Source organism: Streptomyces sp. NPDC048191 (assembly GCF_040652655.1).
Lineage (GTDB): Bacteria > Actinomycetota > Actinomycetes > Streptomycetales > Streptomycetaceae > Streptomyces.
On record NZ_JBEZMO010000007.1, the window covers coordinates 138,738 to 155,442 of the forward strand.

15 protein-coding genes and 2 tRNA genes are annotated in these 16,705 nt (G+C 71.2%); 10 read left to right on the forward strand and 7 right to left on the reverse strand.

Annotated elements, in window-relative coordinates:
- Positions 1–144 precede the first annotated feature (144 nt).
- From AB0D93_RS14470 to AB0D93_RS14485, 4 genes are all read left to right on the forward strand, one after another.
- Positions 145–1,257 carry an SDR family oxidoreductase gene (locus tag AB0D93_RS14470; RefSeq protein WP_362118571.1) on the forward strand — a complete coding sequence of 371 codons (1,113 nt, stop codon included), beginning with the start codon at positions 145–147 and terminating at the stop codon, positions 1,255–1,257.
- Positions 1,258–1,365: 108 nt separating this feature from the next.
- On the forward strand, positions 1,366–1,824 hold the full coding sequence (locus tag AB0D93_RS14475) for a molybdenum cofactor biosynthesis protein MoaE (protein WP_362118574.1): 459 nt from the start codon (positions 1,366–1,368) through the stop codon (positions 1,822–1,824).
- Between the two features lie 135 nt (positions 1,825–1,959).
- Positions 1,960–2,133: a hypothetical protein gene (locus AB0D93_RS14480; RefSeq protein WP_362118577.1), complete on the forward strand. Its 174-nt coding sequence runs from the start codon at positions 1,960–1,962 to the stop codon at positions 2,131–2,133.
- A gap of 50 nt (positions 2,134–2,183) precedes the next feature.
- Positions 2,184–3,281 carry a PDZ domain-containing protein gene (locus tag AB0D93_RS14485; protein WP_362118580.1) on the forward strand — a complete coding sequence of 366 codons (1,098 nt, stop codon included), beginning with the start codon at positions 2,184–2,186 and terminating at the stop codon, positions 3,279–3,281.
- Between the two features lie 74 nt (positions 3,282–3,355).
- On the opposite strand, the gene AB0D93_RS14490 is transcribed toward AB0D93_RS14485, so the two are convergent.
- A complete protein-coding gene (locus AB0D93_RS14490; RefSeq protein WP_362118583.1) occupies positions 3,356–3,898 on the reverse strand; it encodes a PPA1309 family protein in 543 nt (180 codons plus the stop codon).
- Positions 3,899–4,062: 164 nt separating this feature from the next.
- On the opposite strand from AB0D93_RS14490, the gene AB0D93_RS14495 reads away from it, so the two are divergent.
- The 4 genes from AB0D93_RS14495 to AB0D93_RS14510 all read left to right on the forward strand — a co-directional run bounded on the left by AB0D93_RS14495 (position 4,063) and on the right by AB0D93_RS14510 (position 9,275).
- On the forward strand, positions 4,063–6,963 hold the full coding sequence (locus AB0D93_RS14495; RefSeq protein ID WP_362119142.1) for a UPF0182 family protein: 2,901 nt from the start codon (positions 4,063–4,065) through the stop codon (positions 6,961–6,963).
- A gap of 41 nt (positions 6,964–7,004) precedes the next feature.
- A tRNA-Met gene (locus AB0D93_RS14500) sits at positions 7,005–7,078 on the forward strand.
- Positions 7,079–7,282: 204 nt separating this feature from the next.
- On the forward strand, positions 7,283–9,094 hold the full coding sequence (locus AB0D93_RS14505) for a tetratricopeptide repeat protein (protein ID WP_362118586.1): 1,812 nt from the start codon (positions 7,283–7,285) through the stop codon (positions 9,092–9,094).
- A gap of 107 nt (positions 9,095–9,201) precedes the next feature.
- Positions 9,202–9,275, forward strand: a tRNA-Met gene (locus AB0D93_RS14510).
- Between the two features lie 120 nt (positions 9,276–9,395).
- Here the strand turns inward: AB0D93_RS14510 and AB0D93_RS14515 are convergent.
- A complete protein-coding gene (locus AB0D93_RS14515) occupies positions 9,396–9,812 on the reverse strand; it encodes a Fur family transcriptional regulator (RefSeq protein ID WP_362118589.1) in 417 nt (138 codons plus the stop codon).
- A gap of 144 nt (positions 9,813–9,956) precedes the next feature.
- Here AB0D93_RS14515 and AB0D93_RS14520 point away from each other — a divergent pair, with 144 nt between their 5' ends.
- Complete coding sequence (locus tag AB0D93_RS14520; protein ID WP_362118592.1) at positions 9,957–11,408, forward strand: catalase; 1,452 nt, start codon at positions 9,957–9,959, stop codon at positions 11,406–11,408.
- A gap of 126 nt (positions 11,409–11,534) precedes the next feature.
- Here the strand turns inward: AB0D93_RS14520 and AB0D93_RS14525 are convergent, their stop codons facing one another.
- Together AB0D93_RS14525 and hisN are read right to left on the reverse strand one after the other, a co-directional pair.
- A complete protein-coding gene (locus AB0D93_RS14525; protein WP_362118595.1) occupies positions 11,535–11,930 on the reverse strand; it encodes a CBS domain-containing protein in 396 nt (131 codons plus the stop codon).
- 149 nt (positions 11,931–12,079) lie between these two features.
- Positions 12,080–12,880 carry a histidinol-phosphatase gene (hisN, locus tag AB0D93_RS14530; protein ID WP_362118598.1) on the reverse strand — a complete coding sequence of 267 codons (801 nt, stop codon included), beginning with the start codon at positions 12,878–12,880 and terminating at the stop codon, positions 12,080–12,082.
- 270 nt (positions 12,881–13,150) lie between these two features.
- On the opposite strand from hisN, the gene AB0D93_RS14535 reads away from it, so the two are divergent.
- Entirely contained in the window at positions 13,151–13,747 is a 597-nt protein-coding gene (locus AB0D93_RS14535; protein ID WP_362118601.1) for a helix-turn-helix domain-containing protein, read from the forward strand.
- A 180-nt stretch (positions 13,748–13,927) separates the two neighbouring features.
- Here AB0D93_RS14535 and AB0D93_RS14540 read toward each other — a convergent pair whose 3' ends face one another.
- The 3 genes from AB0D93_RS14540 to aroA form a co-directional block, all read right to left on the reverse strand.
- Positions 13,928–14,251: a multidrug efflux SMR transporter gene (locus AB0D93_RS14540; protein WP_362118604.1), complete on the reverse strand. Its 324-nt coding sequence runs from the start codon at positions 14,249–14,251 to the stop codon at positions 13,928–13,930.
- 88 nt (positions 14,252–14,339) lie between these two features.
- Positions 14,340–15,350: a ribosome small subunit-dependent GTPase A gene (rsgA, locus tag AB0D93_RS14545; protein WP_362118607.1), complete on the reverse strand. Its 1,011-nt coding sequence runs from the start codon at positions 15,348–15,350 to the stop codon at positions 14,340–14,342.
- Between the two features lie 9 nt (positions 15,351–15,359).
- Complete coding sequence (gene aroA, locus AB0D93_RS14550) at positions 15,360–16,676, reverse strand: 3-phosphoshikimate 1-carboxyvinyltransferase (RefSeq protein WP_362118610.1); 1,317 nt, start codon at positions 16,674–16,676, stop codon at positions 15,360–15,362.
- Between the last annotated feature and the right edge of the window lie 29 nt (positions 16,677–16,705).

A 16,705-nucleotide genomic window follows, 5' to 3' on the forward strand; every position in this document is an offset into this window, starting at 1 on the left:
TGCCCGACAACACCACCCAGCGTAGACACCCGGACCCGATCGGGCCTCGGTGCTTCGCCCACGGAAGGCCTGCGGCAGGATGGATGCACCTGGTACGTACGCGTCACTCGCGCTCGTACTGAAGACAACCGCTGGAGACGCCCGGTGAGTTCCCCAGATCCGCAGGTTCGCGCAGCGCGAAACCCTTCAACCCCTCCCGCCGTGCGCGGACCCGTCGTCGCGGTCACCGGCGCCGCCACCGGGGTCGGCGCCCTGCTCACCGAGCGGCTCGCGGCGTGCGGGGAGATCAAGCAGGTCGTCGCCATCGACGAGCGGCGCGGGGAGTGCGCCGGGGCGCAGTGGCACATCCTCGACGTGCGCGACCCCGCCATCGCGGACAAACTGCGGGGCAGCGACGTGGTCGTGCACCTCGCCCTGGACCTCGATCTGGAGACCGATCCGGCGGCTCGCACCGCTTACAACGTCCGGGGGACGCAGACCGTCCTCACGGCCGCCGCGGCGGCCGGCGTGCACCGGGTCGTGCTGTGCACCTCGGCGATGGTCTACGGCGCGCTGCCGGACAATGAGCTGCCCCTTTCGGAGGACGCCGAGCTGCGCGCGACCGCCGAGGCCACCGGTGTGGGGGACCTGCTCGAGATCGAACGGCTGGCGCGGCGGGCCCCGCGGGCCCATCCCGGGCTGAACGTGACCGTCGTACGGCCCGCCGTGCTGGTCGGCGGTACGGACACCGCGCTGACCCGGTACTTCGAGTCGCCGCGGCTGCTCGTCGTCGCCGGGTCGCGGCCCGTGTGGCAGTTCTGCCACGTCGAGGACCTGTGCAGCGCGCTGGAGTACGCCGTGCTGGAGAAGGTCGACGGCGAGCTGGCCGTGGGCTGCGACGGCTGGCTGGAGCAGGAGGAGGTCGAGGAGCTGAGCGGGATCCGGCGGATGGAGCTGCCGTCGGCGGTCGCGCTGGGCGCCGCGGCCCGGCTGCACCGGATCGGGCTCACGCCGTCCCCGGCCGGTGACCTGGCCTACACGATGTACCCGTGGGTGGTCAGCGGGAGCCGGCTGCACGATGCCGGGTGGCGGCCGCACTGGACCAACGAGGAGGTGCTCGCGGAGCTGCTGGAGGAGGTCTCCGGCCGGCACACGGTGGCCGGGCGGCGGCTGGGGCGCAAGGACGCCACGGCCGCGGGCGCCGCGGGAGCGACGGTCGCCCTGCTGGGCGCCGCGGCCGTCGTGCGGCGGGCCCGGAAGGCCCGCCGGCGGGTGTGAGGGCGCCCCTGCCCGCGGCCCCCTGGTAGGACACTCCAAACGAGCACGCGCGCGTGCCTGGTGAATCTCGTATTCCCCGGTGTCACAGGCGTGCGGCACGATGGGGGCATGGCACATGCGAACGAACACCCCGGTGAGCAGGCGGCGCAGGACCCCGTCAAGTTGATCGGTGTCCGTCGGACCCCGCTCTCCGTGGACGAGGTGTTCCAGGCCGTCGGGGACGCCGCCGCGGGAGGAATCGCGCTGTTCGTGGGGACGGTGCGCAACCACGACGGGGGCGCCGACGTGGACGCGCTGGGCTACTCCTGCCACCCCAGTGCCGAGGCCGAGATGCGGCGGATCGCCGAGAAGGTCGTGGCCGAGTATCCGGTGCGGGCGCTGGCCGCCGTGCACCGGGTGGGGGACCTCGCGGTCGGGGATCTCGCCGTGGTCGTCGCCGTGGCGTGTCCGCACCGGGCCGAGGCCTTCGACGCCTGCCGCAAGCTGATCGACGACCTCAAGCACGAGGTGCCGATCTGGAAGCACCAGAAGTTCTCCGACGGTACCGACGAATGGGTCGGCGCGTAGCGAGCCACTACGTCACTCGGAGCACACGGGTGCCCCCATGTTGCGTAACCGCCCCCCTCGCGTGAGCGTTGTCAGTGCGGATGGTTAATCTGCTGATCAGTCAGTTGCGGACGCTCAGGGCGTTGGGAGGTCGGCATGGGGGCGCTTGTCTGGCTGCTGATTCCGCTCTTGGCCGCGGTCGGCGGCGGGCTCTGGGGCAGTTGGGCCAATCGGACCCGCAAGGCGCGCGGGGACGGTCCCGAGCTGGACGGATATGCCCGGTTCCGCGAGGCCATGGAGAAGTCCCACACGGGTGCCGGCGGCGCGTGACAGGGGTGCCCTGACGGTGCGCTGACAGAGGCGTCCCGTACTGTCGTGGCATGCCACGCCGCACCGCGACGATGCTCGCCTCGACCCTGATGCTGATCGCGCTCCTGTGCGCGGGAGTGCTCATCCCCGTGCCGTACGCGGAGATGTCTCCCGGCCCGACCGTGAACACGCTGGGCGATCACGGCGGTGAGCCGGTGCTGCAGATCTCCGGGCACAGGACGTATCCGACCGACGGCAATCTGAACATGACGACCGTCCGGGTGACCAGCGCGGACTTCCGGATGAACCTGGTGGAGGCCGTCTACGGCTGGCTGGACCACGACACCAAGATCATCCCGCACGACACGCTCTACCCGAAGGGCACGACGGAGCAGCAGTCGACGCAGCAGAACGCCGAGGAGTTCAGCCAGTCCCAGGAGAGCGCCAAGGTCGCCGCCCTGAAGGAACTGGGCATCCCGGTGAAGTCCTGGGTGATCGTCTCCACCGTGGTCAAGGGCTCCCCGGCCGAGGGCAGGCTGCACGCCGGTGACGTGATCAAGGCCGTCGACGGCACGGCGGTGAAGCAGCCCGCCGACGTCGCCAAGTTCGTCACCAGGCACAAGCCCGGTCAGAACGTCGTCTTCACCGTCGTCCCCGCCAAGGAGCAGGCCGCCGCCCAGAAGGCGCACCGGACGGCGACGAAGACCCAGGACGTCACCCTCACCACGGCCACCTCCCACGACAGCGGCCCCAAGCGGGCCATCGTCGGGATCTCCGCCGGGACCGACCACACCTTCCCGTTCACCATCGACATCAAGCTCGCCGACGTCGGCGGCCCCAGCGCCGGTCTGATGTTCGCCCTCGGCATCTACGACAAGCTGACCCCGGGCAGCCTGACCGGCGGCAAGTTCGTCGCCGGCACGGGCACCATCGACGACGACGGCACGGTCGGGCCGATCGGCGGCATCGAGATGAAGACCGTCGGCGCGCGTGACAAGGGAGCCCAGTACTTCCTGACGCCGGCCGACAACTGCGCGGCCGCCGCCAAGGACACCCCGAGCGGGCTCAGGCTGGTCAAGGTCAGGACGATCGGGGACGCGCTCGGCGCGCTGAAGGACATCCGCAGCGGGGACACCGCGGCCCTGCCCAAGTGCACCACCAAGGGCTGAGCGGCACGCGCGCGTGACACGGCTGGGGGCGCCCCCTGGGACAGGGGCGCCCCCACCGCCGTACCGCCAGGGCGTCAGTCCTCGAACGTCGCCGCCAGGGCCTGCGCCAGGCCGGGCACCAGGTCCGGGCCGGTGAGGACCTCCGTCGGGGAGTCCTTCTCGCGCAGCCTGAGCGCCGATTCGCGGCCGCCGTCGCGCAGCACCGCGACCGTCATGCGCACCTCCTGACGCTCGGGATGCTCGGCCACCCACTTGGCCAGCTCGGCCTCGCCGAGGTTCTGCGGGACCTGCGCCTCGGCGGACGGCGGCAGCATCAGGCGCTCCACCGCGAGCGCGCAGCCGGCCACCGCGTCGGGCCAGGCGATGGTGGCGAGGAACTCGTCCAGCGGTTTGCCGGCCGGGATCTCGTCCTGCTCGATCGGTGTGAGACCGGCTGACTCGGACTCTTCCTCAAGGCCCAGCTGGGCCGCGAGCGCGGGTTCCTGAGCCCGCAGCCGTGCGGTGTCGACAAGGGCGAAGAGGCGAGCGGGCTGGTCCCAGCCGAGGCCGGAGACGTACTCGTCGATCTCGAGCACGGCCCGGGTGAGCGGGTTCGCTGCCATGGGAGTGTTGGACATGGTCACAATCCTGCCTCGTTACCCGGCCGAATCGGGAACCGAGCAAAGCGTGAGTAAGTTGCATAGGTGTGGGTCCGCGATCACGGGGGGCCACGGCGGGTCCGCGAACACGAGGGCCTGACGGATCGACAGCGAACTTCGAGGTGCGCACCTTGGCTTTCCAGATGCCGGACCGCGGCGGAGGCCCGACGGGGCCACGGATCAGAGCGGGCCGCCCGTCCCGGGGTGTCCGGACCCTGCTGATGACCCTGGGCGTCCTGGCCGTCCTCGGTATGGCGTTCACCATGTTCGCGGGCTTCTGGACGGACTGGCTGTGGTACCGGTCGGTGCACTACTCCTCGGTGTTCACCACCACACTGTGGACCAAGATCGGCCTCTTCTCCGTGTTCGGTGTGCTGATGGCGGTCGCGGTCGGGGTCAACATCTGGCTCGCACACCGCCTGCGGCCCCCGCTGAGCGCCATGTCGATGGAGCAGCAGAGCCTCGACCGCTACCGGATGGGCATCGCGCCGTACAAGAAGTGGCTGCTGCTCGCGGTCACCGCGCTCGTCGGGCTGATCGCCGGCGCCTCCGCGGCCGGCCAGTGGCGGACCTGGCTGATGTGGGTCAACGGCGTCCCCTTCCACCAGAAGGACCCCCAGTTCCACCTCGACGTCTCCTTCTACGCCTTCGAGCTGCCCTGGTACCGGTTCCTGCTCGGCTTCGGATTCGCCGCCGCCATCCTGAGCCTGATCGCCGCCGCGCTCACGCACTATCTGTACGGCGGGCTGCGCGTCACCAGCCCCGGCGCGCGGGCGACCGCCGCCGCGACCGGGCATCTGTCGGTGCTGCTCGGCGTGTTCGTCGCCCTGAAGGCCGTCGCCTACTGGCTCGACCGGTACGGCCTGGCGGTCAAGTCCAGCGACTTCAAGGCGACCGGCAACTGGACCGGCCTGCGGTACACGGACGCCAACGCCTATCTGCCGGCGAAGACGATCCTGTTCTGCATCGCCGTCATCTGCGCGCTGCTGTTCTTCGCCGCGCTGTGGCGGCGCACCTGGCAGCTGCCGGTCATCGGCTTCGGCCTGATGGTCCTCTCGGCGATCCTGATCGGCGGCCTGTACCCGGCGATCGTGCAGAAGTTCCAGGTCCAGCCCAACGAGCAGGCCAAGGAAGCCCCGTACGTCCAGAAGAACCTCCAGGCCACCCGCCAGGCGTACGGCATCGACGACACCAAGGTCACCGAGTACGCAGGCAAGTCCACGGCCACGGACAAGACGAGTCTGCGCAGTGACGCGGACGACGCGGCGAGCATCCGGATCATGGACCCGAACATCGTCTCGCCGACGTTCCAGCAGGCGCAGCAGATGAAGAAGTACTACGCCTTCCCGACCAACCTGGACGTCGACCGGTATCCGTCGAAGGACGGCAAGGACGACAAACAGGACACGGTCCTCGGCCTGCGCGAGCTGAACCTGGACGGCGTCCCGAGCAACAACTGGATCAACGACCACTTCCGCTACACGCACGGCTACGGCGTGGTCGCCGCCAAGGGCACCGAGGCCGACGACCAGGGCCAGCCGGTCTTCACCGAGTCCGGCCTGCCGTCCACGGGTGACCTCGCCCCGTACCAGCAGGGCATCTACTACGGCGAGAAGACCACCACGTACTCCATCGTCGGCGGACCGCAGAAGGAGGTCGACTACTCGAGGGACGACGGCACCGAGAAGACCACCAGATACACCGGCAAGAGCGGCGTCAACCTCGACAATCCGATCAACCGGGCCGCGTACGCGGCGGCGTTCAACGAGCCGCAGATCCTCTACTCGGGCGCGATCGGCAAGGGCTCGCGGATCCTGTACAACCGCACGCCCAAGGAGCGCGTCGAGGCGGTCGCTCCCTGGCTGACCATCGACGGCGACACCTACCCCGCGGTCGTGGACGGCCATGTCCAGTGGATCGTCGACGCGTACACGACGTCGAACGGCTACCCGTACTCCTCGCGCACGACCCTCGGTGACACGACGGCCGACTCGCTGACCGCCGCCAACAACAACCGCGCGGTGGTGGCCCAGCAGAACCAGGTCAACTACATCCGCAACTCGGTGAAGGCGACCGTCGACGCGTACACCGGCGACGTCAAGCTGTACCAGTGGGACACCCAGGACCCCGTGCTGAAGACCTGGATGAAGGCGTTCCCGGGCACGGTGCAGCCGAAGAAGGCCATCTCGCCGGACCTGCTGGCCCATCTGCGCTATCCGCAGGACCTGTTCAAGGTCCAGCGCGAGCTGCTCAGCCGCTACCACGTGACGGACGCGCAGACGTTCCTCACCGGCAGCGAGGTCTGGCAGGTGCCGAACGACCCGACCAACGACTCGGGCAGCGCGGTGCCGCCGTACTACCTGAGCATGAAGATGCCGGACCAGAGCAAGCAGTCGTTCTCGCTGACGACGACGTTCACGCCGAACGGACGTGACAATCTCAGCGCGTTCATGTCGGTCGACTCCGACCCGGGCACCAGTGACTACGGCAAGATCAGAATCCTGAAACTGCCGACCAGTACGACGGCCGACGGCCCGAAACAGGTGCAGAGCCAGTTCAACTCCCGGCCGGACATCGCGGAGACGATCAGCCTGCTCACCCGCGGGCATTCCAAGGTCGAGTACGGCAATCTGCTGACCGTGCCGCTCGACGGCGGACTGCTGTACGCGGAGCCGGTCTACGTCCTCGGCGGCAAGTTGAAGTACCCCCTGCTGGGCAAGGTGCTGGTCACCTACAACGGCAGGACGGCGTTCGAGGACACCCTCGACGCGGCGCTCAACAAGGTGTTCGGCGTGGAGGGTTCGACCACCACGCCACCGGACACCGGCACCACGAAGCCGCCGTCGTCCAATAACCCGACTGTCCAACAGGCCCTGGGCGACGCCCAGAAGGCGTTCGACGCGGGCCAGCAGGCCCTCAAGGGGCCCAACGGACCGGACTGGACCGCGTACGACAAGGCCCAGAAGGATCTGAAGGCCGCGCTGAAGCGGGCCGAGGACGCACAGTCCAAGGCAGACAGGACGAGCGGCAGGCCAAGGAGTTGATCAAGCCCGCCCGGCGTCGTGGTACGGTTGACACGCAACGGCGCGGGGTGGAGCAGCTCGGTAGCTCGCTGGGCTCATAACCCAGAGGTCGCAGGTTCAAATCCTGTCCCCGCTACTGCAGTCGAAGGCCCGGATCCCAACGGATCCGGGCCTTCGTGGTGTGCGAACTCATGTACTGGGGGGAAGGACGGCCGCGCCGCCGTGGGGAGTTGAGTGGTGTGTGTTTGACTTGTCGTCCTGTGGGCATGTCGACAAAACGCTGAAGTGACCTCACGGGGTGCGGTATACCGGGTGTACCCGGGTTGCAGGTGGTGCGACGATGGACGTTATGGGGGACAAGGCAACTCTGTTCGAGTCAGGGCGATTTGTGACGCCTTCCGGTGAGGAACCGTCCCGTGACGAGATGACCGACACGGGGGACGCCGCCGAGGAGGTACGCCTCGGACTCGCCGCGCAGAGCGGCGACGCCGAGGCCGCGAGCGTCCTCGGAGCCATGCTGTTGCGCCGCGGTGACCTCGACGGAGCCGAACCCCACCTGCGGGCCGCCACCGCGGCCGGCGACCGGGCCGCCGCCAACAATCTCGGTGTCCTGCTGCACCAGCGGGGCTACCCCGAGGAGGCCGCCGGCTGGTGGCGCATCGCCGCGGTCGCCGGTTCCGCGGCCGCCGGGCACGCCCTGGGCCGCTACCACCGCGAACGCGGGGACGAGCCCGCCGCCGAGTACTGGCTGCGCCAGTCCGCCGAGCAGGGCCACGTCCTCGGTGCCTATGCGCTCGCCGACCTGCTGGAGCACCGCGGGGACGTCGGTGCCGAGCACTGGATGCGGGCCGCGGCCGAGCGCGGACACCGGGAGGCGGCCTACCGGCTGGCGCGCACGCTCGACCGTGCGGCCGGGCGCGAGGAGGAGGCCGGGGCCGACAACGCTGTCGCGGAGGCCGAGCAGTGGTACCGGCAGGCCGCCGCGCGCGGCCACCGGCGGGCCGCGCTGCACCTCGGGGCGATCCTGGAGAAGCGGGGCGAGCTCAAGGAGGCCGGGCGCTGGTACCTGACCTCCGCCAAGGACGGCGAGGCCCGGGCCGCCTGCGCGCTGGGCTTCCTGCTGCGCGACGCCGGGGACGCCGAGAGCGCGGCCGTGTGGTGGCTGCGTGCCGCTCAGGACGGCGACGGCAACGCGGCCAACGCGCTCGGCGCGCTGCACGCCGAGCGCGGCGAGACACAGACCGCCGAGCGCTGGTACCGGGCGGCGCTGGACGCCGGCGACGACAACGGCGCGTACAACCTCGGACTGCTCTGCGCCGAGCAGGGGCGGACCGCGCAGGCCGAGCAGTGGTACCGGCGCGCCGCCTACGCCGGGCACCGGGAGGCCGCGAACGCGCTCGCCATCCTGCTGCTGCAGGGCGGTGACACCACCGGTGCCGAGCCGTGGTTCTCCAAGGCGGCCGAGGCCGGCAGCGTGGACGCCGCGTTCAACCTCGGCATCCTCTACACCGGACGCGGCGAGGAGGCCGAGGCGCTGCGCTGGTACGAGCGGGCGGCCGCCGCCGGGCACACCGAGGCCGCGCTGCAGGTCGGGATCGCCCGGCTGCGCGAGGGCGAGGAGCAGGAGGCCGAGCGGCACCTGCGGTGCGCCGCCGGAGGGGGCAGCGCGGAGGCGGCGTACCGGCTGGCCGCGCTGCTCGACGCACGCCGGCCGCCGGACCCGGCGCATGAGCTGGGCGAGGTCGTGCACGAGAAGACCGAGTGCGAGGAGTGGTACGAGCGGGCGGCGACCCAGGGGCACCGGCGGGCGCAGGTGCGGGTCGGCATGCTCGCGGCGGCGCGGGGCGATGTGGTCGAGGCGGCGCGGTGGTACCGGGCGGCGGCGGAGGCCGGGTCGCGCAACGGTGCCTTCAATCTCGGGCTGCTGCTGGCGCGGGAGGGGAGCGAGCCGGAGGCCGCGGTGTGGTGGACCCGGGCGGCCGATGCCGGGCACGGGCGGGCGGCGCTTCGGCTGGCCCTTGTCTACACGCGTCGGGGAGAGCTGGCCGAGGGCCAGAAGTGGGCCGCGCGGGCGGTCGAGCTGGGGCCGGCGGAGGTCGCCGAGCGTGCGGGGCGCCTGCGGGACGCGCTGCGTGAGGAACTGTCGGCGTAACGCCGAGCCGGGCTTCCGTCCAGGTCGGCCGGGAAGTGAGCCCCGCCACGTCGCCCGCAACGGATTTGCTTCTGTCCGCTCCCCTCGCGTAATGTCGTGTTCACCGACGCGGGGTGGAGCAGCTCGGTAGCTCGCTGGGCTCATAACCCAGAGGTCGCAGGTTCAAATCCTGTCCCCGCTACTGAAGGCCGAGGGCCGGAATCCAGAAATGGGTTCCGGCCCTCGGCTTTTGTGTTGCGCGCGCGATGGACGCGAAAAAAAGAGCCCCGGCGGTCGCCGGGGCTCCGGGGAAGCGGTGAGCCTATGCCCTCGTGCAGTCCGGGCACAGACCGCGGTACGTCACCTCGACGTCCGACACCGTGAAGCCGAAGCGCTCCGCGTCGGGGAGGTCGGCGAGCGGATTGCCCGTCGGGTGCACGTCGCGGATCGCGCCGCAGTGGGCGCAGACCAGGTGGTGGTGCGGCCGGTGCGCGTTCGGGTCGTAGCGCTTGGCGCGTTTGTCCGTCGTGACTTCCAGCACCTCGCCGAGGGAGACCAGCTCGCCCAGCGTGTTGTAGACGGTGGCCCGGGAGATCTCGGGCAGCTTCGCGACCGCCCGCGCATGGACCTCGTCGGCCGTCAGATGGACGTGATCGCCGTCGAGGACCTCGGCCACGACGCGCCGCTGCGCGGTCATCCGCCATCCGCGTCCGCGCAGCCGTTCCAGAAGGTCACTCATACCTACCAGCCTAACAGCTAGGGCGACCAGGACGGGAATAGGTGTGAGATTGGACCTCAACTTGACTTGGATTAAGTCTAATGTAGGATCCGGACTGGCTTTGGCCGTGGGACAGGACAGTCAGCAGGGACGCAGGAGGCGCACGTGACGCAGGGACCGCTCACCACGGAGGCCGGTGCTCCGGTCGCCGACAACCAGAACAGCGAGACCGCGGGGGCCGGCGGCCCCGTCCTCGTCCAGGACCAGCTCCTGCTGGAGAAGCTCGCCCACTTCAACCGGGAGCGGATCCCGGAGCGGGTCGTGCACGCCCGGGGCGCCGGCGCCTACGGCACCTTCACGGTGACCGCCGATGTCACGCCGTACACCCGCGCCGCCTTCCTCTCCGAGGCCGGCAAGGAGACCGAGGTCTTCCTGCGCTTCTCGACGGTGGCCGGCAACCTCGGCGCGCCGGACGCCGTCCGTGACCCGCGCGGCTTCGCGCTGAAGTTCTACACCGAGGAGGGCAACTACGACCTCGTCGGCAACAACACCCCGGTGTTCTTCATCCGGGACGCGATCAAGTTCCCGGACTTCATCCACACCCAGAAGCGCGACCCGTACACCGGCTCCACGGAGGCCGACAACGTGTGGGACTTCTGGTCGCTGTCGCCGGAGTCGACCCACCAGGTGACCTGGCTGTTCGGCGACCGCGGCATCCCGGCGTCGTACCGGCACATGGACGGCTTCGGTTCGCACACCTTCCAGTGGACCAACGCGGCCGGCGAGGTCTTCTGGGTCAAGTACCACTTCAAGACCGACCAGGGGATCAAGAACCTGACGGCGGAAGAGGCCGCGGTGCTCGCGGGCAGGGACCCCGACTCGCATCAGCGCGACCTGCGTGAGGCCATCGAGCGCGGGGAGTTCCCGAGCTGGACCGTGGGCGTGCAGATCATGCCGGCCGCGGACGCGGCGACGTACCGCTTCAACCCGTTCGACCTGACCAAGGTGTGGCCGCACGCGGACTACCCGGTCGTCGAGATCGGCAGGCTGGAGCTGAACCGCAACCCGCGGAACGTCTTCGCCGAGGTCGAGCAGTCGGTCTTCAGTCCCGCGCACTTCGTGCCGGGCATCGGTCCCTCGCCCGACAAGATGCTCCAGGGCCGCCTCTTCGCGTACGGCGACGCGCACCGCTACCGCGTCGGCGTCAACGCCGGCCACCTGCCGGTGAACCGCCCGCACGCCACCGAGGCGCGCACCAACTCCCGTGACGGCTTCCTCTACGACGGCCGGCACGGCGGCGCGAAGAACTACGAGCCGAACAGCTACGGCGGGCCGCAGCAGACCGGCCGTCCGCTGTGGCAGCCGACCGCCGTCGCCGGTTCCACCGGCAACCACCCGACGCCCGTGCACGCCGAGGACGACGACTTCGTACAGGCGGGCAATCTCTACCGGCTGATGTCGGAGGAGGAGAGGGAGCGGCTCGTCACCAACCTGGCGGGCGCGCTCGCGCCGGTCTCGCGCGAGGACGTCGTCGAGCGCGCCATCGGCAACTTCGCGCAGGCCGACGCCGACTTCGGCAAGCGGCTGGAGGCGGCGGTGCAGGCGCTGCGAGGCTGAGCGGAGGCATCGGCCGATGCCTCCTCCCCGTGCCTGAACGACCTGGGGGACGCCTCCAGGCGGGCCGGACCCCCTGGTGCTCGGGGTCCGGCCCGTTCCGTGTGCTCGGAGCGTCCCGGTGCCGGCTCAGAGCGCGGGCGCGGGTTCGCGGGCCGGGGCCCAGCAGCCGATGATGTCGCGGACCGAGACGATTCCGGCCACCTCGCCGCGGTCGAGGACGACCAGGTGCCGGAAGCCGCCGTGGGCCATGGCGCGGGCGGCCTGCTCCAGGGTCCAGGTGGGGGCCGCGAAGACGACGTCGGTGGTGGTGTGGGCGTGGGCGCGTTCGGTGTCCGGGTTCTGGCCGAGGCCGACGGAGTTGAGGATGTCGCGTTCGGTGAGGATGCCGATGCCGCCGGCGTCCGGGTCGAGGACGACGGCGGCGCCGACGCGGCGGGCGGACATCAGGGCGGCTGCCTGGCGGAGGGTGTGGGCGGGGCCGACGGTGAGGATCACCGTGCTCATGGCGTCACGGACGAGCATGGAAGGGGCCACCTCCTAGGAACCCCTGTGTTTTGTTCAGGGATTCACAAATTCACAAGTGGGGGTGGCTTCAGAGTGCCAGGTAAAAGGACAGTCAACAAGAGGGCGCGTGAAGTGAGTTGAGGGCGTGCCCGGGCTTCTCTCGTGACTCAGTGGCGCGGGTTCAGATACCCCAGCAACTCGTCGTGCAGCAGGCCGTTGGACGCCGCCGCGTTGCCGCTGTGCGGGCCCGGGCGGCCGTCGAGGCCGGTGAAGGTGCCGCCCGCCTCGGTGACCACGATCGCGTTGGCCGCCATGTCCCACAGGGACAGCTCCGGCTCCGCGCAGATGTCCAGTGAGCCCTCGGCGACCATCATGTACGGCCAGAAGTCGCCGTACGCGCGCGTGCGCCACACCTGGCGGGTGAGGTCGAGGAAGCCGCCGAGGCTGCCCTTCTCCTCCCAGCCGGAGAGGGAGGAGTACGCGAAGGACGCGTCCGCGAGGTTGCCGACGCGGGAGACGTGCATGCGGGACGCGGAGGTCAGGCTGCGGCCGGTGAAGGCGCCGTGGTTCTTCGCGGCCCACCAGCGGCGGCCGAGGGCGGGGGCGGAGACGACGCCGACGACGGGCTCGTAGCCGCCTTCGCAGGCGTCCATCAGCGCGATGAGCGTCGCCCAGACGGGGACGCCGCGTACGTAGTTCTTGGTGCCGTCGATGGGGTCGATCACCCAGCGGCGGGGGCCGGAGCCCTCGATGCCGTACTCCTCGCCGAGGATCGCGTCCCTCGGGCGGGCGCGCTGGAGCTGGCCGCGGATGAGTTCTTCCGCCGCCTTGTCCGCCTCGCTCACCGGAGTCATGTCCGGTTTCGTCTCCACCTTCAGGTCCAGGGCCTTGAAGCGGTCCATTGTGGCGGCGTCGGCGGCGTCCGCGAGGACGTGGGCGAGGCGCAGGTCGTCCAGGTAGTCCGGCATGGAAGGAACCGTATCTGCCGTGGTCGGTGCGGGCCAGCAGGGGCCTGGGCGTTGCGGGATGCCTTTTGCTGCAGGGGGGTGATGTCGGTGCCGGTACTGGGCCGGACGGGTGTCGGACCGCTTGCCCGCGCCGGCCGGGTGCCGCTACGGAGGCGCGGACCACCCACCGTCCCGCGGCCGATGCGGGCCCCCGAACCCCCGCGAACCCTTGACAGTGCATACAAGCGCGTCAAATCTGGGCGCAGAGCCGAGCCGCTCAGGGAGGCGACGATGCCTGCTGCCCGGGAGTCCCTACTGGACGCCGCCTATACGGCCCTCGCGCGCCGGCCGTGGTCCGCGGTGCGGATGGTCGACGTGGCCGCGGCGGCGGGCGTGTCCCGGCAGACCCTGTACAACGAGTTCGGCAGCAAGGAAGGGCTGGCCCGCGCGCTGGTGCGCAGGGAGGCCGACGGCTACCTCGCCGGCGTCGAGCGGGCGCTCGCCGGACCGGGCGAGCCGGGGGAGCGGCTCACCGCCGTGGCCGAGTGGACGAGCGCCGCCGCGGGGGAGAACGCGCTGATACGGGCCATGCTCACCGGCTGCTGGACCGAGCGGCTGCCCGCCCCTCCGCTCGCCCCCGTACCGTCCTCCTCCCCGGTGCCGGCGCAGCGCCGGGCCGACGGGCCGTTGCCGAGTCCCCGCGACTTCGTGCGGCTCGTGCGGGACCGCGCGGTGACCGCCCTGACCGGCCCCGCCGCCGGCCCCGCCGAGCTGACCCGCCCCTGTGAACTGGCCGTACGCCTCGCCCTGTCCTGCGTCGCGGCACCGCCGGGGGAGGGCGGCATGGCCCATCTGATCCGGGCGATCGCCCCGCGCGAGACGGCGTGAGTCCCGGCACGGGCCGCCGCCCCGGTATGCCCGGGCGCCGAACGGCCGGGCGTGTGCGGCGAGTTGGAGGGTGGCTCGGTAAGGGCCGCCCCGGAGGTGGACCGGCCCGCTCGGCGTTCGCGCCGCACGGGCCGCACGTGAGCCGGACCGGCACCGCGGCCAGGAGTCCAGGCCCCTCCCCTAGCGCGCCGACCCCGACAACTGAAGCCCGATCACCCCGACGATGACCAGGCTGATCGAGACGATCTTCAGAGTGGACACCAGGTCACCGAGGAAGACCATGCCGTAGATCGCGGTGCCGGCCGCGCCGATGCCGGTCCACACCGCGTAGGCGGGGCCGACGTCGAGCTTCCTCAGGGACAGGGTCAGCAGACCGAAGCTGCCGAGGGCGAACGAGGCGAAGGCGATCGTCGGCCAGAGGCGGGTGAACCCGTGCGAGAGCTTCAGGCACACGGCGAAACCGGTCTCCAGAACCCCGGCCACGATGACCAGCAGCCACGCCATGTGCGGTCCTCCCGTTGATCCGGATCTCCGGCTCGGTGCGATTATGCACTTACCGGACCCGGGCCCCGGCAAACTACGCGGAGGCGGCTCAGTCCCCTTCCTTGCGCTCCCGCGTGGCCAGCAGCCGGCGCAGGGAGTACAGCCGTGCCGGGTCCGCGTGGCCCTCCTCGACCCAGGCGTCCAGCGCGCAGTCCGGCTCGTCGTGGCTGCACGCGCGCGGACAGCCCTCCGTGCCGGGTTCGAGGTCCGGGAAGGCGTGGATCACCCGGGACGGGTCGATGTGCGCCAGGCCGAAGGAGCGGACCCCGGGGGTGTCGATGACCCAGCCGTCCGCACCGGTCAGGGGCAGGGCGAGGGCGGAGGTCGTGGTGTGGCGACCGCGGCCCGTCACCGCGTTCACATGGCCCGTCGTACGCCGCCGCTCCTGTGGGACCAGCGCGTTTACCAGCGTCGTCTTGCCCACGCCCGAGTGTCCGACGAACGCGGTGATCTTGCCGTCCAGGTGCTCGTACACCCGGTCCGCCGCGTCACCGCTCTCCAGCTCCTCGCGGCTGGTGACGACGTACGGGATGTCGAGCGCGCCGTACAGCTCCAGCATCTTGTCCGGCGGGGCCAGGTCCGACTTGGTCATCACCAGGAGGGGGGCCAGCCCACCGTCGTAGGCCGCGACCAGGCAGCGGTCGATCAGGCGGGGGCGCGGTTCCGGGTCGGCCAGGGCCGTGACGATCGCCAGCTGGTCGGCGTTGGCGACGACCACCCGCTCGTACGGGTCGTCGTCGTCGGCCGTGCGCCGCAGCACCGAGGTGCGCTGCTCGATGCGCACGATCCGCGCGAGGGTGTCCTTCGTGCCGGACAGGTCGCCGACCAGGGCCACCCGGTCCCCGACCACCGCCGCCTTGCGGCCCAGTTCGCGGGCCTTCATCGCGATCACCGGCCGGTCGTCGACCAGGCAGGTCAGCCGGCCGCGGTCGACCGTGAGGACCATTCCCTCGGCCGCGTCCTCGTGCTTGGGCCGGATGTTCGTCCGCGGCCGGTTGCCCTTGCGGTTGGGACGGGTGCGGATGTCGTCCTCGTCGGTGTGCTTGCCGTAGCGGCGCATGGCGTGTCCCTACTGCCCGAGCATCCCGGTCCACAGCTCGGGGAAGTCCGGCAGGGTCTTCGCCGTGGTCGCCACGTTCTCGATGCGCACGCCCTCGACCGCCAGGCCGATGATCGCGCCGGCGGTCGCCATGCGGTGGTCCTCGTAGGTGTGGAAGACGCCGCCGTGCAGCGGGCGCGGGCGGATGTGCAGGCCGTCGGCGGTCTCCGTGACGTCACCGCCGAGCTCGTTGATCTCCTTGGTGAGCGCGGCCAGCCGGTCCGTCTCGTGCAGCCGCAGATGCGCCACGCCCCGCAGGGTCGACGGGGAGTCGGCGAGGGCCGCGACGGCCGCGATGCCCGGGGTCAGCTCGCCGACGTCGCTCAGGTCCACGTCGATGCCGTGGACGGCACCCGAACCGGTGAACACCAGCCCGTACTCGGTGAGTTCGCAGGAGCCGCCCATCTCGGTGAAGATCTCCCGCAGCCGGTCACCCGGCTGGGTGGTGCGCTCCGGCCAGTCCGGGATCAGCACCTTGCCGCCGGTGACCAGGGCCGCCGCGAGGAACGGCTGGGCGTTGGACAGGTCCGGCTCGACCGTCAGGTCCCGGCCGAGCAGCGCGCCCGGCGTCACCCGCCACACGTTCGGCTCGCCGCCCGACTCCGGGGTGTCCACCTGGGCGCCGACGGCGCGCAGCATGTCGACGGTCATCCGGATGTGCGGCAGGGAGGGCAGGGTCGCGCCGGTGTGGCGCACCTCGACGCCCTGGTTGAAGCGCGGGCCCGAGAGCAGCAGCGCCGAGACGAACTGGGAGGACGAGGAGGCGTCGATCGACACCGGGCCGCCGTCCAGGGCCCCGCCGCCGTGCACGGTCAGCGGCAGCGCGCCCCGTCCGTCGTCGTCGATCCGGGCGCCGAGCACCCGCAGCGCGTCGATTACCCCGTGCAGGGGGCGCTCGTACGACCGCGGGTCGCCGTCGAAGCGGATGGGGCCGTCGGCCAGCGCGGCCACCGGCGGCAGGAAGCGCATCACGGTGCCGGCGTTGCCGACGTCGACCGTGGCCGGGCCGTGCAGGCCCGTCGGCAGCACCCGCCAGGCCTCGCCGGTGCCGTCGGGACCGACCCCCTCCTCGATCTCCACGCCCATCGCGCGCAGCGCACCGGCCATGAGCAGGGTGTCGCGGGAACGCAGCGGGCGGCGCAGCCAGCCGGGCTCGGAGGCGAGGGCGGCCAGCACCAGAGCGCGGTTGGTGACCGACTTGGACCCGGGCACGTGGACCGTCGCGTCGACGGCTCCGCTCGCGTGCGGGGCGGGCCAGAGGGCGGGAGGGGCGGTGTTCGGGGCCATGGGGCCACTTTATAAGGACGGCAGAGGAG

Coding starts and splice junctions, on each gene's coding strand:
- AB0D93_RS14475 (WP_362118574.1), top strand. CDS start 1,366: ATGGCACATGCGAACGAACACCCCGGTGAGCAGGCGGCGCAGGACCCC.
- AB0D93_RS14480 (WP_362118577.1), top strand. CDS start 1,960: ATGGGGGCGCTTGTCTGGCTGCTGATTCCGCTCTTGGCCGCGGTCGGC.
- AB0D93_RS14485 (WP_362118580.1), top strand. CDS start 2,184: ATGCCACGCCGCACCGCGACGATGCTCGCCTCGACCCTGATGCTGATC.
- AB0D93_RS14490 (WP_362118583.1), bottom strand. CDS start 3,898: ATGTCCAACACTCCCATGGCAGCGAACCCGCTCACCCGGGCCGTGCTC.
- AB0D93_RS14495 (WP_362119142.1), top strand. CDS start 4,063: ATGCCGGACCGCGGCGGAGGCCCGACGGGGCCACGGATCAGAGCGGGC.
- AB0D93_RS14505 (WP_362118586.1), top strand. CDS start 7,283: ATGGACGTTATGGGGGACAAGGCAACTCTGTTCGAGTCAGGGCGATTT.
- AB0D93_RS14515 (WP_362118589.1), bottom strand. CDS start 9,812: ATGAGTGACCTTCTGGAACGGCTGCGCGGACGCGGATGGCGGATGACC.
- AB0D93_RS14525 (WP_362118595.1), bottom strand. CDS start 11,930: ATGCTCGTCCGTGACGCCATGAGCACGGTGATCCTCACCGTCGGCCCC.
- hisN (WP_362118598.1), bottom strand. CDS start 12,880: ATGCCGGACTACCTGGACGACCTGCGCCTCGCCCACGTCCTCGCGGAC.
- AB0D93_RS14535 (WP_362118601.1), top strand. CDS start 13,151: ATGCCTGCTGCCCGGGAGTCCCTACTGGACGCCGCCTATACGGCCCTC.
- AB0D93_RS14540 (WP_362118604.1), bottom strand. CDS start 14,251: ATGGCGTGGCTGCTGGTCATCGTGGCCGGGGTTCTGGAGACCGGTTTC.
- rsgA (WP_362118607.1), bottom strand. CDS start 15,350: ATGCGCCGCTACGGCAAGCACACCGACGAGGACGACATCCGCACCCGT.
- aroA (WP_362118610.1), bottom strand. CDS start 16,676: ATGGCCCCGAACACCGCCCCTCCCGCCCTCTGGCCCGCCCCGCACGCG.